General features: G+C 69.5%; 25 protein-coding genes. 13 read left to right on the plus strand and 12 right to left on the minus strand.

The annotated features are described in order from the left end of the window. Positions 1-29 precede the first annotated feature (29 nt). Complete coding sequence (locus ABD378_RS08435) at positions 30-539, minus strand: hypothetical protein (protein WP_344519870.1); 510 nt, start codon at positions 537-539, stop codon at positions 30-32. Between the two features lie 178 nt (positions 540-717). Further along, entirely contained in the window at positions 718-1,719 is a 1,002-nt protein-coding gene (locus ABD378_RS08440) for a fibronectin type III domain-containing protein (RefSeq protein WP_344519871.1), read from the minus strand. 209 nt (positions 1,720-1,928) lie between these two features. On the opposite strand from ABD378_RS08440, the gene ABD378_RS08445 reads away from it, so the two are divergent. Then, a complete protein-coding gene (locus ABD378_RS08445) occupies positions 1,929-2,666 on the plus strand; it encodes a glycoside hydrolase family 75 protein (protein ID WP_344519872.1) in 738 nt (245 codons plus the stop codon). 13 nt (positions 2,667-2,679) lie between these two features. Here the strand turns inward: ABD378_RS08445 and ABD378_RS08450 are convergent, their stop codons facing one another. From ABD378_RS08450 to dhaK, 3 genes are all read right to left on the minus strand, one after another. Then, on the minus strand, positions 2,680-3,090 hold the full coding sequence (locus ABD378_RS08450) for a PTS-dependent dihydroxyacetone kinase phosphotransferase subunit DhaM (RefSeq protein WP_344519873.1): 411 nt from the start codon (positions 3,088-3,090) through the stop codon (positions 2,680-2,682). Next, a complete protein-coding gene (gene dhaL, locus ABD378_RS08455) occupies positions 3,083-3,691 on the minus strand; it encodes a dihydroxyacetone kinase subunit DhaL (RefSeq protein WP_344519874.1) in 609 nt (202 codons plus the stop codon). The genes ABD378_RS08450 and dhaL overlap by 8 nt, the downstream gene beginning before the upstream one ends. An 80-nt stretch (positions 3,692-3,771) precedes the next feature. Then, positions 3,772-4,764: a dihydroxyacetone kinase subunit DhaK gene (gene dhaK / locus ABD378_RS08460; protein ID WP_344519875.1), complete on the minus strand. Its 993-nt coding sequence runs from the start codon at positions 4,762-4,764 to the stop codon at positions 3,772-3,774. 322 nt (positions 4,765-5,086) lie between these two features. Between dhaK and ABD378_RS08465 the strand changes: the two genes are divergently transcribed. Beyond that, entirely contained in the window at positions 5,087-7,168 is a 2,082-nt protein-coding gene (locus ABD378_RS08465) for a SpoIIE family protein phosphatase (protein ID WP_344519876.1), read from the plus strand. Between the two features lie 100 nt (positions 7,169-7,268). Here ABD378_RS08465 and ABD378_RS08470 read toward each other — a convergent pair whose 3' ends face one another. Next, complete coding sequence (locus ABD378_RS08470) at positions 7,269-7,526, minus strand: hypothetical protein (protein WP_344519877.1); 258 nt, start codon at positions 7,524-7,526, stop codon at positions 7,269-7,271. 354 nt (positions 7,527-7,880) lie between these two features. Between ABD378_RS08470 and ABD378_RS08475 the strand changes: the two genes are divergently transcribed. Beyond that, positions 7,881-8,141, plus strand: coding sequence for a hypothetical protein (locus ABD378_RS08475; RefSeq protein WP_344519878.1), 261 nt, complete (start codon positions 7,881-7,883; stop codon positions 8,139-8,141). Between the two features lie 83 nt (positions 8,142-8,224). Here the strand turns inward: ABD378_RS08475 and ABD378_RS08480 are convergent, their stop codons facing one another. Then, on the minus strand, positions 8,225-8,860 hold the full coding sequence (locus tag ABD378_RS08480; RefSeq protein ID WP_344519879.1) for a TetR/AcrR family transcriptional regulator: 636 nt from the start codon (positions 8,858-8,860) through the stop codon (positions 8,225-8,227). 95 nt (positions 8,861-8,955) lie between these two features. On the opposite strand from ABD378_RS08480, the gene ABD378_RS08485 reads away from it, so the two are divergent. From ABD378_RS08485 to ABD378_RS08525, 9 genes are all read left to right on the plus strand, one after another. Then, positions 8,956-9,366 carry a nuclear transport factor 2 family protein gene (locus ABD378_RS08485; protein ID WP_344519880.1) on the plus strand — a complete coding sequence of 137 codons (411 nt, stop codon included), beginning with the start codon at positions 8,956-8,958 and terminating at the stop codon, positions 9,364-9,366. Then, a complete protein-coding gene (locus ABD378_RS08490; protein ID WP_344519882.1) occupies positions 9,363-9,956 on the plus strand; it encodes an anthrone oxygenase family protein in 594 nt (197 codons plus the stop codon). The genes ABD378_RS08485 and ABD378_RS08490 overlap by 4 nt, the downstream gene beginning before the upstream one ends. A gap of 60 nt (positions 9,957-10,016) precedes the next feature. Continuing rightward, entirely contained in the window at positions 10,017-10,481 is a 465-nt protein-coding gene (locus ABD378_RS08495) for a hypothetical protein (RefSeq protein WP_344519883.1), read from the plus strand. Between the two features lie 343 nt (positions 10,482-10,824). After that, a complete protein-coding gene (locus tag ABD378_RS08500) occupies positions 10,825-11,175 on the plus strand; it encodes a hypothetical protein (protein WP_344519884.1) in 351 nt (116 codons plus the stop codon). A 111-nt stretch (positions 11,176-11,286) separates the two neighbouring features. After that, positions 11,287-12,396, plus strand: a complete 1,110-nt coding sequence (locus tag ABD378_RS08505) for a PLP-dependent cysteine synthase family protein (protein WP_344519885.1) — start codon at positions 11,287-11,289, stop codon at positions 12,394-12,396. Further along, positions 12,393-13,691, plus strand: coding sequence for an MFS transporter (locus ABD378_RS08510; RefSeq protein WP_344519887.1), 1,299 nt, complete (start codon positions 12,393-12,395; stop codon positions 13,689-13,691). The genes ABD378_RS08505 and ABD378_RS08510 overlap by 4 nt, the downstream gene beginning before the upstream one ends. 168 nt (positions 13,692-13,859) lie before the next feature. Continuing rightward, on the plus strand, positions 13,860-15,302 hold the full coding sequence (locus ABD378_RS08515) for an MFS transporter (RefSeq protein WP_344519888.1): 1,443 nt from the start codon (positions 13,860-13,862) through the stop codon (positions 15,300-15,302). A gap of 73 nt (positions 15,303-15,375) precedes the next feature. Further along, positions 15,376-16,155, plus strand: a complete 780-nt coding sequence (locus ABD378_RS08520; RefSeq protein WP_344519889.1) for a hypothetical protein — start codon at positions 15,376-15,378, stop codon at positions 16,153-16,155. Positions 16,156-16,239: 84 nt separating this feature from the next. Next, positions 16,240-17,511: an MFS transporter gene (locus tag ABD378_RS08525; RefSeq protein ID WP_344519890.1), complete on the plus strand. Its 1,272-nt coding sequence runs from the start codon at positions 16,240-16,242 to the stop codon at positions 17,509-17,511. A 64-nt stretch (positions 17,512-17,575) separates the two neighbouring features. On the opposite strand, the gene ABD378_RS08530 is transcribed toward ABD378_RS08525, so the two are convergent. From ABD378_RS08530 to ABD378_RS08540, 3 genes are read right to left on the minus strand one after another with little or no spacing between them, the layout of a single operon-like run. Continuing rightward, positions 17,576-18,298: a hypothetical protein gene (locus ABD378_RS08530; protein ID WP_344519891.1), complete on the minus strand. Its 723-nt coding sequence runs from the start codon at positions 18,296-18,298 to the stop codon at positions 17,576-17,578. A gap of 7 nt (positions 18,299-18,305) precedes the next feature. Continuing rightward, entirely contained in the window at positions 18,306-18,917 is a 612-nt protein-coding gene (locus ABD378_RS08535; protein WP_344519892.1) for an RNA polymerase sigma factor, read from the minus strand. Continuing rightward, positions 18,914-19,105: a hypothetical protein gene (locus ABD378_RS08540; protein ID WP_344519894.1), complete on the minus strand. Its 192-nt coding sequence runs from the start codon at positions 19,103-19,105 to the stop codon at positions 18,914-18,916. The genes ABD378_RS08535 and ABD378_RS08540 overlap by 4 nt, the downstream gene beginning before the upstream one ends. 458 nt (positions 19,106-19,563) lie before the next feature. On the opposite strand from ABD378_RS08540, the gene ABD378_RS08545 reads away from it, so the two are divergent. Beyond that, the gene (locus ABD378_RS08545; protein ID WP_344519895.1) at positions 19,564-19,938 is read left to right on the plus strand and encodes a VOC family protein; all 375 of its coding nucleotides are present in this window, start codon (positions 19,564-19,566) and stop codon (positions 19,936-19,938) included. Between the two features lie 15 nt (positions 19,939-19,953). On the opposite strand, the gene ABD378_RS08550 is transcribed toward ABD378_RS08545, so the two are convergent. Together ABD378_RS08550 and ABD378_RS08555 are read right to left on the minus strand one after the other, a co-directional pair. Continuing rightward, positions 19,954-20,307 (minus strand): hypothetical protein, encoded by a 354-nt coding sequence (locus tag ABD378_RS08550; protein WP_344519896.1) that lies wholly within the window; start codon positions 20,305-20,307, stop codon positions 19,954-19,956. Between the two features lie 84 nt (positions 20,308-20,391). Continuing rightward, a complete protein-coding gene (locus tag ABD378_RS08555) occupies positions 20,392-20,877 on the minus strand; it encodes a flavin reductase family protein (protein ID WP_344519898.1) in 486 nt (161 codons plus the stop codon). Between the last annotated feature and the right edge of the window lie 14 nt (positions 20,878-20,891).

Here is a 20,891-nt window from a genome sequence, read left to right on the forward strand (position 1 = left end):
GCGCCAGCCGCTCTCTTCGTGGCCCTGGATCAGAGCCGGTACTGCGCGCCGCGGCGACGCAGGTACCAGACGCCACCACCGGCGGCGGCCAGGGCCACGAGGACCCCGCCCGCGGCGAGGGTGAGCGTGCCCCAGTCCTCGCTGGCGCCCCCGAGGCCGCCTCGGACGCCGCGCGCGGGCGCCGTCGTGGACGACGCCGTCGGAGTGGCCCCGACGGTGACCGTCTGGGAACCGGCCGCCGAACCGTCCTCGCAGACCACCGCCACCGTATGGGTGCCGGTGCTGACGTTCCGCCAGGAGGCGCTGCCGCCCGTCAGTGACACTTGCCTGCCTTGGGCGAAGCTTGCCTGGCCGTTGCTCATCAGCGAGGCGTCACCTCCGTTGGGGCAGGCAGCCGTGGTCACCGTGACCGTCGATCCCGTGGCGGTCACCGTGATCCCTGCGGCGGCGAACGCCGACGGAGTGGTCAGTGCCAGCGGAAGCGCAGCTGCGGCGGCGATGGTCAGGCCGGAGCGGACGAATATCTGAGTAGTACGCATGAGTCTGCCCTCCGGTGGCACGGGAGGCGGTACATCCCATGCGCCGCCGGGGGTCGGGGAGCGCCCGTGCTACCTGACGACGAGCCAACGTGCCGTTCGGCGATGCCGCATGCGGACAGCCACCGGGCAGGTGACGGAATCCTTCGTACGGCCGACAGCTGACCCGCCGTCATGGGTGTCAGCCGGTGGTGACCGTCCTTGCGGTGGAGTAGCCGCCCCACGTCCCGTCGGGGAGCTTGGCCCGGAGCTTCACGCGGTGCGTGTCACCCGGCTGCCTGCCCACATAGAAGCTGTGCGTGGCCTTCTTCCGGGGCGCTGTGCCGCCGAACACCAGCGAGGTGGCGTTCTTGCCGTCGAGGTGGATCTGGTACTCCGCCACCGCGCCGCCGGTGTGCGGCGGCGTCCAGGCCAGGTCGATGTAGTACGCCCCGTCGGCCTCGCGGGTCCTCGCGCGGAAGTCCGCCGGCGCCGTGCCCCGCCCGTCGTCCCGGCCCGCCGCGGTGGTGAGACGGACGGCGCTGCTGGCGGGGGAGGCGTTGTCCGCCGCGTCGAGCGCCTTGACCCGGAAGCGGTAGGCCGTGCCGGGCCGCAACCCCGTGACGAGGGTCTCGCGCTCGCTCCCGGCCACACTGTGGATCTTCGACGTGCCCTGATAGATCTCGTACGAGGCGACCCCCTTGTCGTCCTTCGAGGCGCCCCAGGACAGCGTCACCGCCCGGCTCCCCTCGACCGCGCCCCGCGGGGAGCCGGGGCGCGACGGCGGCTTGCGGTCCGCCGTGGCCGCGGCGGGCGTGGTGACCGTCAGCTTCTTGCTCGCCGGGCCGGCGTTCCCCTCGGCGTCGCGGGCCCGGACGGTGAAGGTGTAGGCGGTGGACGGCTTCAGGCCGACGACATCCACCATGTGCTTGCCGCCCGGCACGCGCTCGACCCTGGTGGCGCCCCGGTACACGTCGTAGCCGGTGACCCCGGTGTCGTCCGTGGCCTTGTTCCACATGACGTGCGTGGTGGTGGCGCTGCCCGCCTGGACCGTGACGCCTCGGGGGGCGGTCGGGGGCTGCACGTCCTTCGCGTCCTGGTCGCCGCCCCAGGCGCAGGCGGTGAGGGTGCAGGCGGCGAGGGCGCAGCCGGTGAGGGCCAGGAGGGCGGTCAGGGAGGTGGACAGGTGGGGGGTCCGTCGCACGGTCGTGCCTTCCACTCGGGCGGCATTGGTCCGGACCTATTTGACACAGGTGTCGGGTGCACATCAAGGGGGCGGCGCACATCAGGGAAACGGGGCGGATCAAGGGGCGCGCGTGCACCGTCCGGACCCTGAGCGGTGGCCGGGACGTGCGACTCGGGACAGATTGGGGTGTCTGTCCGTCAGTTTCCTCCTGGGGAAGGTCTCTTCTCGTGCGTACCACAACGGCGGTGCTCGCAGTAACTGCCGGAGCCGCCCTGCTCGCTCCCGCCTCACTGATCGCCGCGGCGTATCCGCTGGAGAGCGCACCTGCCCGCAAGTCATGGGACAGCAAGGGGAGTTCAGCCACTCCGGCCGCCCAGGAAGGATCCGTGTCCGCTGCCGCACTCCTCGCCAAGGCCGGATCCTGTGAACAGGTCTCGCGCGGCAAGTACCGTACGGACGACGGCGCCCACGCGACCATTCCCGTCTGCGGCAAGCGGGGCGCGGTGTTCTGGAAGGCCGACATGGACATCGACTGCGACGGCCGCCCGGGCAAGGCCTGCAACCGGCGCACGGACCCGCTGTTCCTCCCCGCCACCGCGTTCCAGGAATCCAGCGGCCGCCAGCTGAGCGCGGAGAGCCTCCCCTACATCGTCGTGCCGGGCGCGAGCCGCCTCTGGAGCCACGCCGAGCACGGCATCACGGGCGGCTCGGTGGCCGCCGTGATCCACGGCAACAAGGTCACGTACGCCGTCGTCGGCGACACAGGACCCACCGACCTCATCGGCGAGGCGTCGTACGCGGCGGGGAAGTCGCTCGGCATCCGCCCCGACCCCAGGTCGGGCGGCACCGACGCGGGCGTCACCTACATCGTCTTCCAGGGACCCAAGGTGTCACCCATCGAAAACCACCGGGCCGCGGTCACCCGAGGTGACGCGCTGGCCCGGCAGTTCCTCCGTCAGAATTGACCAGCAGGGAGCCTCACACCTTCCGGTAGGAGTACGCCTCCGCTGCCGCGGCCTCCACCGCGGCGGCATCGGCGCCCGCCGACGCGGCCACCACCGCCGCGACCGCGCCCTCCACGAACGGGGCGTCCACCAGCCGGGCGCCCTCCGGGAGCTCGTCGCCCTCGGCGATCAGCGCCTTCACCGTGAGGACCGCGCTGCCCAGGTCGGTGAGGATCGCGATGCCCGCGCCGCGGTCCACCTTCGCGGCGGCCTGGGCGATGAGCTCGGAGCTTGTGCCGAGGCCGCCGTCCTCGGTGCCGCCCGCGGGGGCCACGGGCGCGGTCGCCCCGCCGCCCGCGAGCCCCGTGGCAAGCGCGGCGACGGATTCGGCGACGGGCCCGCTGTGCGAGACAAGGACGATGCCGACCATCTTGTCGTCATTCACGGCCGGCCTCCGCGGTCTGCGCGAGCGCGTCGAAGAGGAGCGCGGACGAGGTCGCCCCGGGATCCTGGTGCCCGATGCTGCGCTCACCCAGATAACTGGCCCGCCCCTTGCGCGCCTGCAGGGGCGTGGTGGCGAGAGCTCCTTCGCCGGCGGCGTCGCGCGCCGCGCCGAACGACTCCGAGAGCGCGTCGACCGCGGGGACGAGGGCGTCCAGCATGGTCTTGTCGCCGGGCACCGCGCCACCGAGCGCGCTGACCGCGTCGACGCCCGTGCGCAGCGCGTCCGCGAACTGCTGCTCGCTGACCTCGGCCGCGTCACCGAGAGCCTTGCCGGTACGCCGGAGCAACGTGCCGTAGAGCGGTCCCGACGCACCCCCCACGGTCGAGATCAACTGCCGCCCCGCCAGGGTGAGTACGGCCCCCGGCGTGGCGGGCGCCTCTTTCTCCAGGGTGGCGGACACGGCGGCGAAACCGCGCTGCAGATTGCTGCCGTGGTCGGCGTCGCCGATCGGCGAGTCCAGCTCGGTGAGCCGCTCCGCCTCCCGGTCGACGAGAGCGGCGGCCGAGGTCAGCCAGTGACGAAAGAATGCGGCATCGAGCACGGAAACTCCTTGCGCGGTAGAACGCGGTAGAACAGTTGAGTACGCATGGCCGTGTGTCGTACGTGGTGACGGCTGAGGGATCAGATACCCCAGCGGAGCCCCGCGGTACGCACCGGAGCGTTCCAGAGCCGCAGCAGCTCCTCGTCGACCTGGCACAGGGTGACGGACGCCCCGGCCATGTCCAGCGAGGTCACGTAGTTGCCGACCAGCGTGTGCGCCACGACGACACCACGCTCGGCGAGGACACGCTGGACCTCGGCATTGAAGCCGTACAGCTCGAGCAGGGGAGTGGCCCCCATGCCGTTGACGAGCACGAGCACGGGATTACGGGGACGGAGATCCTCGAGCACGACGTTCACCGCATAGTCCGCGATCTCACTGGACGTCATCATCGGGCGCCGCTCACGCCCGGGCTCGCCATGGATCCCGACGCCCAACTCCAGCTCGCCGGTGGGCAGATCGAAGGTCGGACTGCCCTTGGCAGGCGTGGAGCACGCACTCAGTGCGACTCCGAAACTCCGCGCGTTCTCGTTCACCTGCCGCGCGATGGCCTCGACCCGCTCCAACGGCATGCCCTCGTCGGCCGCCGCTCCCGCGATCTTCTCCACGTAGAGCGTCGCCCCGGTGCCACGCCGCCCGGCCGTGTACAGGCTGTCGGTGACGGCCACGTCGTCATTGACGAGGACCTTGGCGACCTGAATGCCCTCGTCCTCGGCGAGCTCGGCGGCCATGTCGAAGTTGAGGACGTCCCCCGTGTAGTTCTTCACGACGAACAGCACCCCCGCCCCGCTGTCCACGGCGGCCGCGGCGCGCACCATCTGATCCGGCACGGGCGAGGTGAACACCTCACCGGGACAGGCGGCCGACAACATCCCCGGCCCCACGAACCCGCCGTGCAGCGGCTCATGCCCGGACCCGCCGCCGGAGACGAGGGCCACCTTCCCGTCGACGGGAGCGTCCCTGCGCACGATCACGCGATTCTCCACGTCGATCGTCAAGTCGGGATGCGCGGCCGCCATACCCCGCAGCGCGTCCGCCACGACGGTCTCCGCCACGTTGATCAGCATCTTCATGGGTACCTCCTGGTGAGATTAAGGCCAGTATCAAGGTAGTAGCGCCAGGTGGTGCGAGCCACGATGGAGGGGTTTGGGCACCAAGCCCCCTGGATGCGTTCCACAAGATGCGGTGAGTCCGGCCGCGAGGCAAGCTCCGCCAAAGGACAAACCGTCATCGGAACGGCATACTCGCCGTCGCGCAGCCTCCCTGCCGTTCCGCGGGCGGGCGTGGCTGGGCTGGGTTACTGAGCTGGGCTGGGTTACTGAGCGGTTCGGGCGGACCATGGGAGAAAGCAGGCCCCAGCCGACGCGGCACCCGCGGGCGAAAGGAGGGCTGGGGATGAGCGCGACGCACGCTCGGCGACCGCAGCCAGAACGGCCGAAGGCCGGCCAGGCCGCGCCCGGCGGCCTGATGGACCTGCTGCGTATCGCCGCCGTGGTCCTGGACGCCGACGGTCGGATCATGCTGTGGAGCCCGCAGGCCGAGCAACTGTTCGGCTACACCGCCGGAGAAGCACTGGGTCAGTACGCGGGTCGTCTGATGGTCCACGAACACGACCTGGACCTGGTCACCCGGTTGTTCGACGAGGTCATGGACAGCGGCGAGACCTGGGCCGGAGCCTTCCCGATCCGGCACAAGAACGGCACGACCCGCCTGGTCGAATTCCGCAACATGCGTCTGGAGGATGGCCAGGGAGCCCTGTACGCGCTGGGCTTGGCCAGCGACCAGGACGCCTTGCGTACGGTGGAGCGCGACCTGGCCCTGTCCACCAGGCTCGTCTCGCAGTCCCCCATCGGGCTGGCCGTGCTGGACACCGACCTTCGCTACGTCACGGTCAACCCCGCCCTCGAGCGGATCAACGGCATCCCCGCAGCGGGACACCTCGGCCGCCGCTTCCGCGACGTCCTGCCCACCCTGGACGTCCATGCGGTCGAGACCGCGATGCGCCAGGTCCTTCGCACCGGCACTTCGATCGTCGACCAGGCCAGCATCGGCCGCACCCCGGCGGACCCGGGCAACGATCATGCCTGGTCCACGTCGTACTACCGGCTGGATGCCTCGGACGGGCACGTGCTGGGCATCGCTCTCTCGGTCGTGGACACCACCGAACGTCACCAGGCAACCCTGGAAGCCGACCGAGCCCGGCACCGCCTCGCGCTGATCGCCGATGCCTCCGTCCGTATCGGCACCACCCTCGACCTCTATCAGACCGCCCATGAGCTCGCCGACCTCACGATCCCCGATTTCGCCGATGTCGCCGCCGTCGACATCCTCGACTCCCTCCTGGAGGGCAGCCCCTCGGCAGGGGGCCGTGGCGGCAATACGGTCTTCCGGGCGCTGGCCCTGGCCACCGCCCGTCCCAGCGAGGCCGCCGACGCGGCGGACCGGCCCGGCACCATCGCCGCCTACGATCCGGACCGGCTGGTCACGCAATGCGTCCGCACCGGCCGGCCCGTCCTGATCCCGCACGTAAAAGCCGACGACCTGCCGCGGATCGCGCGCGACGCCGATGCGGCCACCCTCCTGCGCCGCGCCGGCGTTCATTCCTACCTCGCCGTACCACTGATCGCCCGCGGAGAAGTGATCGGCGCCCTGGACCTCAAACGCACCCGCAACCCTCAGCCCTTCGACCACGACGACGCCGTGCTGGCAGGAGAGCTGGCCGTGCGCGCCGCCGTCAGCATCGACAACGCTCGCTGGTTCCAGAGCGTCCGCAACACCGCCATCACCCTCCAACGCAGCCTGCTGCCGGATCACCCACCACCGTTGGTCGGCCTGGAGGTGGCCTCCCGCTACCAGCCCGCCAGGTCCAGCAACGAAGTGGGCGGCGACTGGTTCGACGTCATCCCCCTCGCTCACGACAGGACCGCGCTGGTCGTAGGCGATGTGATGGGCCACGGCATCGACGCCGCCGCCACCATGGGACGCCTGCGCACCGCGACCTGCGCCTTCGCCGAACTCGACCTGGGCCCCGCACAGGTGCTCCACCACCTGGACAAGATCACCAGTGGCCTGGAGCACTACATCGCCACCTGCACCTACGCGGTCTACGACCCCCACCGCCGACGGTGCCATTTCGCCAACGCCGGACACGTGCCCCCGGTCCTCATCCGCACCGGCCAGCCAGCACAGCTGATCGACCTGCCCACCGGCGCACCCCTCGGCGTCGGCGGCGTCACCTTCCGCACCACCACCGTCGATCTCGACCCTGGTGACCGACTCGTCCTCTACACCGACGGCCTCGTCGAAACCCGCGACCAGGACATCGACACCCGCCTGCACGCCCTACTCACCCACCTCGACACCATCCCCGACGCTTCACTGGAAGACACCTGCGACCGGCTCCTGAAAGCCCTACGGCACCCTGCCGGCCACGACGACGTCGCCCTGCTCATCGCACGGGTCCAGGAGCAGCCCTGACTGAAGGCACGCTCGTCGGAGAGGGGTACCCGGCCGCCGCGCCGCGGCGGCCGGGAATCACGCGCCTACCAGGCCTTCAGAGCCCGGCGGCCTCGAAGGGTCAGCTGAGCCAGCCGCCCCCGCACGCGTGGCCACCGCACGTGCCTCGGATGGCGCGGCTTTCGACCACGACGTCCCCGACCACGAGGCGCTCTTCGGCGTTGTCCCTCACTTGCAGGGTGTCCTCGCCCTCCATGGCCATGGCCTGTACGTGGCCGGGCTCCAGGGGAGTCGACTCGGCGTAGGCGGTACCTGCACTGCCGGCGAGCGTGATGGCGGCCGTGACGGCCAGAAGTCCGAGCGAACGACGCATGCGCATACGAGGAATCCGTTCTGGGGGAGGGATCTTTCCTGGGACAGGATGGCTACGCCCGTTCACTCTGTGTTAGTGCCTGGCGGTGTTCTGATCAAGATTCACTCGGTTGCGGACCGCTCGTCCTGGAGCTGCGGGTCACAGGGCCAACCTGCGTAGACAGCGGGAGACTTGGGCAGGTCTGGGGTGCCCACCGACAAGATCCGCCCGTCAGTGGGCGACACGATCCGACATGCCCGGAAACAACAGGCCCGCCCAGTGCGGGCCTTGCTCATGCCCGGGATCGGCAGATAGCCGCCTATCGATCATCATCCGCTGGCAATGTGGGCCTCTCTCATCATCCGTACCTGGGGGGTACACATGGGGTTCATCAACAACGCCAAGGCCAACGAGGCAAACAGAGTCGCAGCTGAGGCCTATACCGCTGGGCGGCAAGTGCTCACCTTCAAGATCATTGAAGCGAACGCAAGCCACCGCTCCACCGGCATCATGAGTGGCGTCGGCGAGCAGATCGAAGCCATCGAAGCGCAGGGCTGGACGCTGACCAACATGGCTGCCTCCGAAGGCAAGGCGCTCACCGGCGAACGAACGGCACTCGTCTGCCTCTTCCGGCGCCGCTGACCAACCCACTGACAGGCCCGGCCGCAACGTCCCCCGCGGTCGGACCTTCGCGCGCCCGGGTGACCATGGGGCGCGCGAGCCGCCTAGAGTGCCGAGTTTCGGGGGCCGACCCCCAGGAGGGCGAGTGTGGCGGTCCGGAGCCATGTCGCCGCCTCCTCCGCCGGCATGCGGCCCGCCCCGACTTCGGCGCCCGCTGCGTGGCCCAGTGCGGTGACTGCGGCCACCAGCCAGGTGGCGGGCGGTGCGGGGTCGAATTCGCCTGACGCCTGGCCCTCCTCGATCAGCCGCGTGAGCCGGGCTGTGACGGGCTCATGCCGGGCCTGGTCGGCGTCGGCGTCGCCGTCGGCTCGGGAGCGGCTGCTCCCGAGTTGGAGGAGTACCGGGTTGTGTTCGAACAGGCGCCAGCCGATGTCCTGGAGTCGCAACAGTGAGTCCAGGGCGGGCCCTCCGTTCTCCTCCGCCTCGTCCATCGCGGCCATGGCCTGGTCCGTGATCCGGTCGGCGACAGCGTCCAGTAGTGCGTCGCGGGTGCCGAAGTGTGCGTACACGGTCTGGCGGGTCACGCCGGCCGCGGTGGCGATGGCGGCCATTCCTGCGTCGGGCCGCTCGGCCAGCAGTCGGAGGGCGGCGTCCAGCACTGCGGCCCTGCTGCGCTCGGCGTCGGCGCGACGGCGAGGCTGTGTCCGCGACGCGTCACCCGGAGTCTCGAAAGCAGTCAACTCTTACACCCTTGTCAGAAATAGATGCCTCGCTATACCTTACAGGCTTGTAAGAGATCGCTGCGGCGTGCAGCCCCACTCATGGCAGGAGCACGGTGAACCCTCTCCACGCGAAACCTCCCGAGCAGTTCATCGCCGACTTCTTCACGACCTTCACCGAGGCCGTGGTGCACGGCTCGGAAGACGCCTCTGACCTGATGTCCAGGTACTACACCCGCGACGTCGTGCAGGTCGCCGACGGGGTACGGCTCGACTGGGGCCGACTCCTCGCTCATCTCCGCCCGGTACGCAAGAACCTGCGGGAGTTCCGGTTCGAGATGCACGAGGCGTTCGCGGACGGCGACCGGATCGCCGCCCGCTTTACGATTCACGCTCAGATGCGTAAGGGCGGACCGGTATCCACGCGAGTCCACATGTTCGCGCAGTTCACCCCCGAAGGCCTGCTGCGCCGAGCCGAGCAGCTCACACGGTCCCTCACTCCCGCAGAACTGGAGATGGGGGAGTGATCCGTGGGCGTATCCGGATCGTGCAAGGGCTCGCCCTCCTGTCCACCGGCGCTCTCGCAGGCGCGTTCGGCTATGGAGCGGCCAATCTCGTCCCCACCTTCAACGCCGTACCGCTCGACATGAGGCTGGCCTTCCATGCCCAGTTGATGCAGATGAACGGCATCACCATGCAAGGCGCCATGGGCTTGTCGGCGCTCAGCGCTCTCGCGCTTGCCGCCATGACGCATGGCACCGCACGGCGGCTGGCCGGTGGGGCCGGGCTCCTCGCTGTGGTGTCCTTCCTGATCACGCGTCTGGGAAATGTCCCCATCAACGGCCGTATCAAGCAGTGGGCGGCCACCTCGGCACCAGCCGATCACGCCGAGATCCTGGCTCGCTGGGAGGCGTTCAACTACGCGCGCACGGCTGCCGCGTTCGCTGCCTTCGCGTTGCTGATCCTTCTCTCCCTGCGTCGAACCCACTCCGCTCCGGGGGGCCGCGGCTTCGGAGAGCAGGCTGACGGAACAGGACAACGTCCGGCAGGCGGTGCACTCGGCGGGGCATCTCCGCCGGGCGCACCGCGCCGTCCCGAAGGGGCGCATATGGCTTGATCACTCGCTGTTCGCGCCGTCCCTTACGTCAGTCAGACAGGCAGAGGTTAGGATCACGGCGTGATTACGGCCTGGTCTCCTTGCGGCGCATTGCGGAGTCGCTCAACTGCGATCCCGCTGCGCCTGCTGGGCCTTGGCCTGATCCTCTTCAGCCTTCTGTACACGCACGCGGCCAGCCCCGAGAGCACAGCGGGTCACGTCGCGTCGGGCAGCGGGGCCTCGACGGCGATCGGCGGCCACGCTGAACCCGGGCCGGGGCAGCCTGTTGCAATCGCCACGCATTACCCGGCCGAAGTGCCGGTCGATCACCACGGCGGCGACAGCCACGGGCAGCAGCACGCCCTCGATGAATGCGGTCTTGGCCAGCCGTCGCAGAGCCCCGCGCTCGGGCTGCCGTGCCTCACTTCGCTGAGTTCGGCGGCGGAAACCGTGGTGCCGCCGCTCGTGCATGTCCGCCCATCAGCCGTGCGGGGCTTCGTCGTTCCGATACCGCACGCGGCGGAGTCTCCAGTTCTACGTATCTAGGTCAGCGCCCCTTCTCCATCGGTCGACGCCTCGCTGAGGCCTGCCGATGCGGCCCGAGGCCGTCGTCGTGCTTCCTCCCGTCGGCCGGTTCCCGGCGTCTGACCTTCCCTCGCGTGCCTTCCACCGGATGGCTCGGGGACGGTTCGACGGCTCGTCGTCACCCCCCCCGCCCATCGCTGCCCTGCCTTGGACCATCCGGCAGGGGCAGCCGCCGCACGGAGGATCTGTGCCGCCCTGCTCTGCTGAACCGATGTCCCCTTCCTCATGGGCGAGTTCGCCCCTGGGGAGTTGGGCCATATCGCGAGCCCAGGTGCTGTGGAAGCGCCGACTCGCATGGACCGCGGTGACCGTTCTTCTGCTCACTCTGGTGCAGTGCGCCGCCGAGACGGCGCACGCCGGTGAGCAGTCGACGGGCCCCCTCGGTGCCATGTCGCGAACACTCACCCCGCCCGAGGAGCGGCGCACGGCGGAGGTGCTCGACGGACCCGAGTCACCAGCCGGCTGCTCCGTCTCCGATCCCGGAACCGCCGGAACCGCTCCTGCTCCCGTACGCGGTCTGCCGTACGCGAGCGGGCTCGAGAACCCGACGACCCCTGTCACACCCCTCATCGCTGAGTACTTCGGCGCTGCGCGCAGCCGGATACCGGATGGCGGCCGGACCAGGCCGGCCGTCCTGTGCAGGTGGCTGATCTAGGAGCCGCCTTCGCGGTCGGCCGCAGTCGATCCGCCGCGCCGCTCGCCTGACGGGCGAGCAGCGCGAGACGAGCACCCGCGCAGCTACTACAGCGAAATGAGAGCGAATCAGATGCACTCTCTGACCACGAGTGACTTCACTCCTGCCGGATCCAGCCTTCCAGGGCTCGTCGGCAACACACCCGTCCTTCGGGTGGCCCAGCCGTTCACCCCGCCCGACCGCGGCTTCTGGGCCAAGCTGGAGGGCTTCAACCCGGGCGGCATCAAGGACCGCCCGGCCTTGCACATGGTCGAACGGGCCCGTGCCCGCGGTGAATTGCTGCCGGGCCGCCCGATCGTCGAGTCGACCAGTGGCACCTTGGGGCTCGGCCTCGCCCTGGCCGGGATGGTCTACGGGCACCCCGTCACCCTCGTCACCGACCCGGGCCTGGAACCGTCCATGACCCGTCTCCTTGCCGTGTACGGCGCCACGGTCGACATGGTGCCCGAACCGCACCCCACCGGAGGCTGGCAGCAGGCCCGACGGGACCGGGTCGTCGAGCTGCTCGCGCGGGAGCCCGGAGCTTGGTGCCCCGATCAGTACGGCAACCCCGACAACGTCTCCGCCTACACTCCGCTCGGCCTCGAACTCGCCGCCCAGATCGGCCATGTGGACGTACTCGTCTGCAGTGTCGGTACCGGGGGCCACTCCGCGGGCATCTCCCGGGCGCTGCGCCAGCTGTACCCGGACATGCGCCTGGTGGGCGTGGACACCGTCGGCTCGACCATCTTCGGGCAGCCCGCCCGGCCCAGGCTCATGCGGGGGCTCGGATCCAGCATCTACCCGCGCAATGTCGCGTACGAGAACTTCAGCGAGGTGCACTGGGTGGCGCCGGCCGAATCCGTCTGGGCCTGCAGGCAGTTGGCGACATCGCATTACGCCACGGGCGGCTGGAGCGTCGGCGCGGTCGCGCTCGTGGCCGGGTGGCTGGCACGTACGCAGCCTCGGGACACACGGATCGTCGCGATCTTCCCTGACGGGCCTCAGCGCTATCTGGAAACCGTCTACGACGATCAGTACTGCGCCGATCAGGGGCTGTTGGGAGTGGTCCCGGCTCCCGAGCCGGAGGTGGTGGGCCGCCCCGACGAGAAGGAAGTGACCCGCTGGACCCGCTGCGCCGAGGTCGCCGATCCGCTCTCCCCGCCTGCCAAGGCCGATGAGCTCGAAGGAGGGAACCAGTGAAGGGCACGATCGCGCAGGTGCGCTCCTACGACCGGAGCGTGCAACTCCTGTTCGCCAACCAATTCACGATCAACCTCGGCTTCTACATGCTGATGCCGTACCTGGCGCAGCACCTGTCCGGGTCGCTCGGTCTCGCGGGCTGGCTGGTCGGGCTCGTCCTGGGGGTGCGGAACTTCAGCCAGCAGGGCATGTTCCTCATCGGCGGCACCCTCGCCGACCGGTTCGGCTACAAGCCGCTGATCGTCGCCGGATGTGTTCTGCGCACGGTCGGTTTCGCGACGCTCGGTCTTGTCGACTCGGTCGCGGCGTTGATCGCGGCCTCAGCGGCCACGGGCTTCGCCGGCGCCCTGTTCAACCCTGCCGTACGGGCCTACCTCGCGGCGGACGCGGGTGAGCGCAGGGTCGAGGCGTTCGCCCTGTTCAACGTCTTCTACCAGGCGGGCATCCTGCTCGGCCCGCTCGTCGGGATGCTGCTCACCGGAGTCGACTTCCGTGTCACCTGCCTGGTTTCGGCGGCGATCTTCGGCCTGTTGAGCGTGGTGCAGATCCGTGCACTGCCCGCCCGCAGGGGCGACGATCCCGCAGGCGATGGCGCCGGTGGGCGGGAGAGTGTGCTGGCGCAGTGGCGCGGCGTCATCGCCAACCGGGCGTTCCTGCTCTTCTCCACCGCGATGATCGGCTCGTACGTCCTCTCCTTCCAGGTCTACCTCGCGCTGCCGCTCGAAGTGCGGCGCCTGGGTGGCGGCGGCGAGTTCGGCACCGTTGCCGTGGCACTGCTCTTCGCCGCCTCCGGCCTGACCACGATTCTCTGCCAAACCCGTGTGACGGCCTGGTGCAAGGAGCACTTGGAACCCGGCCGCGCCCTGGCCTGGGGCCTGCTGATCATGGGAGCGGCGTTCATACCGCTCCTGGCCGCGACCGCCGTTCCGGTGCCGGACGACGGCATCGGCCGGTGGCTGCTCGCCGCCGTACCGCCCATGCTGGCCGCACTCATGCTGGCGCTGGGCACGATGATCGCGTACCCCTTCGAGATGGACACCATCGTCCGGCTCTCGGGTGACCGACTCGTCGCCACCCACTACGGCCTCTACAACACCATCTGCGGAATCGGCATCACGCTCGGCAACCTGCTCACCGGCGCGGCCCTCGACGCTGCCCGGGCCGCCGGAATGTCCGCGCTGCCTTGGCTCGCCCTCCTCGGCCTCGGGCTGGCCTGCTCGGCGTCCCTCTACGGCCTGCACCGGACCGGACGCCTGACACGCCCTGCGCCCGAACCTCAGCCCGCGACGGCCTGACCGACCCCGCACGCACCAGGGGGTGGGGACGGGCGGCAACCATGCCGCCCGTCCCCACCCCGAGTGCGCTTACACAAATGACCGGCGCCCGTTGCATACCCCCTAGGGGTATGTTAAGTTCCCGTTCGAAGATACCCCCACGGGGTACGTGAGCAAGGGGATGGGATCATGTCAACAGTCAACCCAAGGCGCTGGTGGGCGCTGCTCGTACTCGCCGCCGCCCAGTTCATGGTGATCATGGACACCAGCATCATCGGAGTGGCGCTCCCCGAGATGCAACGTGAACTCGGCTTCTCCCAGGGTGAGTTGCAGTGGGTATTCAACGCCTATGTCATCGCCTTCGGCGGTCTCCTGCTGCTCGGTGGTCGGCTCTCCGACCTCCTGGGCGCCCGCAAGGTCTTCAACGCGGGCTGGGTCGTCCTGATAGCGGGCTCGGTCGTTGCCGCGGCCGCGCAGAGCGCCTGGGTCGAGGTCGTGGGTCGCGCCGTACAAGGTGTCGGCGGTGCGCTGATCGCGCCCGCCGCCATGACGCTCCTGATGATCCTCTTCGCCCACGACCCGAAGGAGCTGGGCAAGGCGATGGCGCTCTATGGCGCCGCGGCACCCGCCGGCGGCACGGCGGGAGTCTTCCTGGGCGGTGTGTTCACCGAGTGGCTCAGCTGGCCCTGGATCTTCATCATCTACGTCCCGATCGGCGTCGCCACCCTCGCGGCCACCAAGCTGCTGCCCGTCGTCGAGTCCCGCCGCGGACGAGTGGACGTACTCGGTGCCGCATCCGTCACCGCGGGTCTCGCCCTCGCCGTGTTCGCCATCGTCCGCGCGGAGCACGTCGGTTGGGGATCCGGCACCACCGTTCTTCAGCTTGTGGGCGCCGCTGCCCTGCTGGCCCTGTTCTTCGTGATCCAGAAGTCGACAGGCCAGCCGCTGATGCCGCTCGGCATCTGGCGGGTGCCGCGCCTCGGGTCCGCCAACCTGGCGATGGCGCTGCTCGGCGCCGCATGGATCCCGATGTGGTACTTCCTCAACCTGTACCTGCAGCAGGTGCTCGGCTACGGGGCGTTCGCCTCCGGCGCGGCGCTGCTTCCGATGACCGTGCTCCTGATGATCTTCATGACGGCGATCACCGCGAAGCTGCTCGCGAAGTTCGGCTCCAAGCCGCTCATCGGCGGCGGACTGCTCGTCCTGGCGGCAGGCTTGCTGTGGCTTTCGGCCGTCGAGCCGACCGGTTCGTTCGTGGTCGACGTCCTGCCCGCCTCGCTGGTCGCGGCCCTCGGCATGTCGCTGGCGTACATCCCGGCGATGATGGCTGCCATGTCCGGTGCCCCGCAGGAGCAGGCGGGTCTGGCCTCCGGAATCGTCAACACCACCTACCAGGTCGGCTCGGCCCTCGGTCTGGCAGCCCTGACCGCCCTCGCCGCCTCGCAGGGCGCGGGACAGCTGGGCAATCTCCCGGCGCTCACCGACGGCTTCAGCGCGGCGTTCCTGGGCGCCGCCGGGATCGCCGCCGCGGGCGGCGTCATCACCCTCCTCGTGATGCGCGGCGACAAGGCTACGGCTGCCGCACAGCAGGTCGACGCCCCGCAGTCCACGGGCGAGCAGCTCGGCGTATAGCCGGTGACCTGCTTGCCGACCGCACGCCACTGTCGGGGTACCGGAATACCCCCATCACACCATTGGAGACGTCATGAGGAACCACTCCGGCCACGACCAGATCAACCACGGCGGCCACGGCGGCCACGGCGGAGCCCAGCCCGGTGGGCTTGCGGTCTCCGAGAACGGCTACACCCTCCAGCTCGAATCGACGATCCTCGCCGCCGGTGTGCAGCCGGTCAGCTTCCGGGTGATCGGCCCCGACGGGCAGCCAGTGACCGAGTTCGTGACCGAGCACGAGAAGGAACTGCACTTCATCGCTGTCCGGCGTGACACGGCCGGGTTCCAGCACGTGCACCCGGTGAGGGACGAGAAGGGCACCTGGAGCGTCGAACTGGCCCTGGAACCGGGGGACTGGAGATTCTTCGCCGACATCCACCCGGCCGGCCACGACGGGACCATGACGCTGGGAATCGACGTCGCGGTCGCCGGGTCGTACGACCCGCTGCCGCTCCCCGCGGCCACCGGGATCGCGCAGATCGGCGAGTACACCGTCGCGCTCGAAGGCGAACTCCTGCCCGGCGAGGCGAGCGAACTGACCCTCACCGTCAGCCGGAACGACCGCCCCGTCACCGACCTGCAGCCCTACCTGGCCGCGTACGGGCACCTGGTGGCACTGCGGGTCGGCGACCTGGGCTACCTCCACGTCCACCCGGAGGGCGAACCCGGTGACGGCACCACCACGCCGGGTCCCGGGATCGCCTTCATGGCGGTCGCGCCTACGGCCGGCACCTACCGCCTGTACCTGGACTTCCAGCACAACGACGTCGTCAGGACAGCCGAGTTCACGGTACGGACCGCCACCGATGCGTAGAGAAGACACCCCCGCCTGTAGTCGCGGGACACGGCCCCCACCCAGGGGCCGTGCCCCGCCGCACGGACACGGAAGGAACCCGCCATGCGTCTGTTCGCCGTCCGCGACTACCGCCACCTGTTCAGCGCCCAGGTCATCGCCCTCTTCGGTACGGGACTGACCACAGTGGCCCTCGGGTTGCTCGCCTACGACCTCGCGGGACCTCGCGCCGGCATGGTCCTCGGCACCGCCCTGACCATCAAGATGGTCATGTACGTGGTCATAGCCCCGCTGGCTGCCGCGTACGTCGACCGGCTTCCCAGGAGAACTCTCCTGGTCCTCCTCGACGTGGTCCGCGGTGCGGTGGTCCTGGCACTGCCGCTGGTCACCGAGGTCTGGCACATCTACGTCCTGATCGGTGTGCTCCAGGCCGGCTCCGCGGCGTTCACCCCGACGTTCCAGGCCGTCATCCCCGACATCGTCACCGACGAGTCCGACTACACGCGTGCCCTGTCCGCCTCCCAGGTCGCCTCCACCATGGAGAGCCTGCTCAGCCCCGTACTCGCAGCCGTCGCCCTGACGTTCATGAGCTTCGACCGGCTGTTCCTGGGCACCTCCGCCGGATTCCTCGTCTCCGCCCTGCTCGTCCTGTCGACACGCATCCCCGACGCCCGCCCCAGTACCCACACCAAGGCATGGGACAAGGCGGCATCAGGTATCAGGACTTTCTTCAGGACGCCGCGGCTGCGCGGCATCATGGCGCTCAACCTCGTGGTCGCGGCGGCGGGGTCGATCGTCGTCAACACCGTCAACCACGTCCGTGACGAGCTCGGCGGCTCGCAGTCGGACGTCGCCTGGATGCTCGCCGCCTCCGGCACCGGAACCCTCCTGACCGCCCTCGTACTGCCCCGCGTTCTCGACCGGATCGCCGCCCGCACCGTCATGATGACCGGCGCCGGAGTCCTCGTCGGCGGCACGACCGCCGCGGTGACGCTCATCGCGGCCGGTCTGATCACATGGACCGGTACGGCGATCATCTGGACCGTGATCGGCATCGGCATGGCGCTGATCATCACGCCGACCGGCAAGGTTCTGCGCGCCTCCGTCGGGCGGGACGCGATCCCCGAGGCATTCGCGGCGCAGTTCTCCCTGTCGCACCTGGCCTGGCTGATCACCTACCCCGTCGCGGGATGGCTCGGCACGAACGCCGGCTTCACCCTTGCCTGGTCCGTCCTCGCGGTCCTTGCGGGAGCGGGAGCGGCCGGCGCCCGCCTCCTGTGGCCGCGCCACGACGGACGAGGAGCCACGACAAGCCCCGTGACACCCGCCCGGCACGTGGCAAGGACGGACCGGTCCGCCCTGTCCAAGGCCGCGTGAAGCGCCGCGTGAAGCGCCGCGTACGCGACGGCTGCCGGCTCCGGCGAGGCCGCCGATCCTTGCCTCAGCGGCCGGCCGTGACGAGATCCTCGAGTTGGTGTGCCAGTTCTGGGCTCGGCTGTGGGACGGCGTTGAAGTCGCCCACCTGATCGACGTCCAGATCCTCCATGGCGCCCTTGACCGCCGATTCGGGGATGGCGGCGCCGTGATCGGGCAGATTGATGTAGACCTTGACCCCGCCGCACGTCGCGGGGGCCGCGTCGACGACCTCATGGGGCACTGGTGTGTACTGGCTGGGCCAGTCCTCAAGAGCGGACATCTGCTGGGCCCAGTGCCGGGCGTCACGCCATTCGCCGCGGCGCAGGTGCAGCAGGTACAGGCACAGAGCGCCGGTGGCTTCGCCGCCGCCTGCGGCGAACTGGAGCCAGAACTGGGCTCCCTCCTCCCGGTCGGCGAGGACGAGGAGGCAGGCGAAGGCGAGTGCGCCGCCGGAGTCGCGGAAGGTGTCGAAGCGGGCCAGGCGGTGGACGGCGTCGTCGTCATGGATGACGCCCTGGCACAGGGCCCGCAGGTCGACGGCGGCCTGCTCGTGCAGCAGCAGGGGTGCCCTGGCCGGCCGGGCCGAGCCGGTGTGGGGTTCGGCGAGGGTCTGCATCCAGCGCAGTTCCAGGAGTTGCTCGGTGATGCGCCGCTGGGAAGCAGCCTGATGTGCCGCGGTGTAGTCGCCCTCGAAGATCCGGGCCCGGGCAAGGGCTTCTTCGATGGTGCGCGGTTCCTGCGGGCGCATGATGGGCTCACTCCTCATCGTCGACGTCCTCGGCGATCGCCAGCTCCAGATCCGTCGCCAGCTTCCGTTTGGCGGCACGACGGGTGGAGCGAACAGTTGCCTGGCACACGCCCATCACCAGCGCGGTGCGCTTCGTGGTGAAGCCGAGGGCGAACTGCAGCACCATGACATCAAACTGGCGCTCCGGCAGTTGTGCCATAGCCTGATAGAGACCCAGGCCGTCCTCCAATTCGGTAACCTGCGCACGGAATTCCTGGCGAAAACTGTCCAAGATGGGTTCGCAGGCCGCACGCACGGCGCGCTCGAAGGCCAGGGTCTCCAATGCGGCCGCCTCGCGGCCTTGTACTTCCAGTTCGCTGGCGACGCGCTCCTTCAACAGGGTCCAGGCGAATGCTTCGAGATTCCCCTGGGCGGTGACCCGCTGCCAAATGACAGCCAGGAAGACGAAGGTGGCGTCGACCAGCCGGTCCGCGGCGTCCTTGTCACCCAACTGCACATGGGCGTACTCGAAGTAGGCCTGGTGGTACAGCTGGTGGAAGGCCCAGAACGCCGGCGGCATCACCTCGCTCGGCTCGCGCAGTGCGCGCTCCCCACGGTCGTCGGGAGGCTGCCCGGTCATCGGCGGCCCCCTTCGTCCAGAACGGCGGCTTCGGAGCGGGCTGCGGGCTGCTGCTCGATGAGGGTCGCTGCACCCACCCGGACCCCGGCACCCAGAAGGCGCCGCAGACCGGAGCGCACGTCGGGCGCGAACGCCCGAGCCGCCGCTGCCGAGGCCAGCACAAGGCTGGCAACGTCGTCGAGTGTCACCTGTGATCCCTTTGATCTCACACAGCGCCGGGCAGTAACTCGTCCCCGCTCGTCAACTGCCGACGCCTGGAGCCTCGTTGCTCCTGTCGAGAAGGAAACCGCTCCCGGGGGCCTGTTCGTGCAATGCACGCCACCGCAATTTTTAACGGAGAGTAGGTTTCCGGTTATGGCAAATATCGTGCGCGAGTTCGCCTCTCGCGAGCTGGTCCGCGCCACCCTTTGCGCCACCCCTGCGACCTGCGCGACGATCGGCACGCCCACCCATCTGCCATGGTTTGCGCAAACCCTCTGTGTTCATTCGGCTACCCATTTGTGACCGAGGTCACTGGCTTGTCTCATTCCTCTCATTCCCCCTGCACCTGGGCCCTGAGAGGCACAGGAACAGCGGCGGGTTTACGGTGAAAAAACGGGGAACCCGATTCCCCTCTGCACGTCTCGACGCGGGAGGCGAATCGTCCATGGCGATCGCGACCTACACCTTGGTTGCGCTGGACTGCCCCGAGCCCGAGCCATTGGCCCGTTTCTACCAGGCCGTGCTCGGCGGTGAGATCCGGCAGTACGACGAGGACTGGTACGACCTGTACGCCACGGGCGGCGCCCGGATCTCCTTCCAGCGCGCCCCGGACCACCGCCCGCCCAAGTGGCCGCAGGCGGCGTCTGACTCGCAGCAGCTGCACCTCGACTTCACGGTCTCGGACATGGAGCAGGCGCAGCAGGAGGTGCTCGCGGTGGGGGCGACGCCGCTCGACCTCGACGACCGAGGCGGGGAGCGGGGCTTCCGTGTCTACGCCGACCCTGCGGGACACCCCTTCTGCCTCTGCCAGGAGGAGTGAGGGCGGACCGGCTGTTCAGTGGCGAGGGCCGGTGCGGTCCTGGTGACGGTGGTGCAGGGCCGAGTGAACGGCAAGGGCAAGCAGGGCCAGGATCGCGAAGAGGACGGCGAGGCCCGCCAACGCCCAGGGGCTCGGAGGTTCGCCGCTGAGGGAACGCGTCGCCCACACCGCGAAGAGCACGGCCAAGGCCAGGAAGAGCGGCATGTAGACGTAGGTGAGCAGGTGGCGCAGGCGATGGGCACGGTACGTGTGCGGCGGGAGCTCACCGGCGTCAGGATCGGCGCGCGGGTCAGGGCTCGGGATGCCGGACTCCGAGTGCGGGTGTTCCGGGTGCGGGTGCCCGCGACGGCCGGGGTGTTCGCCTTTCATGGCTACCTCCAGCAGCTGAGGGCACAGGCTGCCGTTGGTTCTTGTCACGCTCAAGGATAGTCCTGCCGGGCCGCCCTTCAGGGATCATGCCGGGTGGCCGGGGGTGAGGCCGCTGACGTCGCTCAGGCGGAGCAGCTTCTCGTGCGGCGGCGGGTCCGCGCCCGCCTCCACCGGAGTGAGATGGAAGCCCACATGATCTCCCCAGTCGGCGTGCCGCTCGACCTTGCCGACCCACCAGGCGCAGGAGTCCGTGAGCACGGGAGCCCCGCCCGTGCGCGGCTCCCACCGGACGTGGGCGAACTTGTCGACACGGTCGCCGCACTCCCCACCGAACAGCCGGGCCAGTTGGTGCTGATCGCGCCTGAGGAGATGCACGCCGAGGAACGCGGTGCCTCGGGCCACTCGATACGTGTGGTTCGCCCGGGACAGCCACACCACGAAGCGCGGCGGATTCAGCGAACACTGCGAGGCGAAACCGACCAGGCAGCCCGCCGGCGCACCGTCGGCGGCCGCCGTCACCACATACATCGGGTAGTCAAGGCGGTCGGTGAAGCCGTCCACAGCAACCACAGCGAGACCCTCTC

Origin of the sequence: Streptomyces rectiviolaceus (assembly GCF_039533825.1) — a bacterium.
Classification (GTDB): domain Bacteria; phylum Actinomycetota; class Actinomycetes; order Streptomycetales; family Streptomycetaceae; genus Streptomyces; species Streptomyces rectiviolaceus.

What these genes read in the sequence shown, in the direction of transcription:
- ABD378_RS08435 (WP_344519870.1), bottom strand. Translation starts at nt 539, where the DNA reads ATGCGTACTACTCAGATATTCGTCCGCTCCGGCCTGACCATCGCCGCC.
- dhaK (WP_344519875.1), bottom strand. Translation starts at nt 4,764, where the DNA reads ATGAAGATGCTGATCAACGTGGCGGAGACCGTCGTGGCGGACGCGCTG.
- ABD378_RS08465 (WP_344519876.1), top strand. Translation starts at nt 5,087, where the DNA reads ATGAGCGCGACGCACGCTCGGCGACCGCAGCCAGAACGGCCGAAGGCC.
- ABD378_RS08470 (WP_344519877.1), bottom strand. Translation starts at nt 7,526, where the DNA reads ATGCGCATGCGTCGTTCGCTCGGACTTCTGGCCGTCACGGCCGCCATC.
- ABD378_RS08475 (WP_344519878.1), top strand. Translation starts at nt 7,881, where the DNA reads ATGGGGTTCATCAACAACGCCAAGGCCAACGAGGCAAACAGAGTCGCA.
- ABD378_RS08505 (WP_344519885.1), top strand. Translation starts at nt 11,287, where the DNA reads ATGCACTCTCTGACCACGAGTGACTTCACTCCTGCCGGATCCAGCCTT.
- ABD378_RS08515 (WP_344519888.1), top strand. Translation starts at nt 13,860, where the DNA reads ATGTCAACAGTCAACCCAAGGCGCTGGTGGGCGCTGCTCGTACTCGCC.
- ABD378_RS08520 (WP_344519889.1), top strand. Translation starts at nt 15,376, where the DNA reads ATGAGGAACCACTCCGGCCACGACCAGATCAACCACGGCGGCCACGGC.
- ABD378_RS08525 (WP_344519890.1), top strand. Translation starts at nt 16,240, where the DNA reads ATGCGTCTGTTCGCCGTCCGCGACTACCGCCACCTGTTCAGCGCCCAG.
- ABD378_RS08530 (WP_344519891.1), bottom strand. Translation starts at nt 18,298, where the DNA reads ATGCGCCCGCAGGAACCGCGCACCATCGAAGAAGCCCTTGCCCGGGCC.
- ABD378_RS08535 (WP_344519892.1), bottom strand. Translation starts at nt 18,917, where the DNA reads ATGACCGGGCAGCCTCCCGACGACCGTGGGGAGCGCGCACTGCGCGAG.
- ABD378_RS08545 (WP_344519895.1), top strand. Translation starts at nt 19,564, where the DNA reads ATGGCGATCGCGACCTACACCTTGGTTGCGCTGGACTGCCCCGAGCCC.
- ABD378_RS08550 (WP_344519896.1), bottom strand. Translation starts at nt 20,307, where the DNA reads ATGAAAGGCGAACACCCCGGCCGTCGCGGGCACCCGCACCCGGAACAC.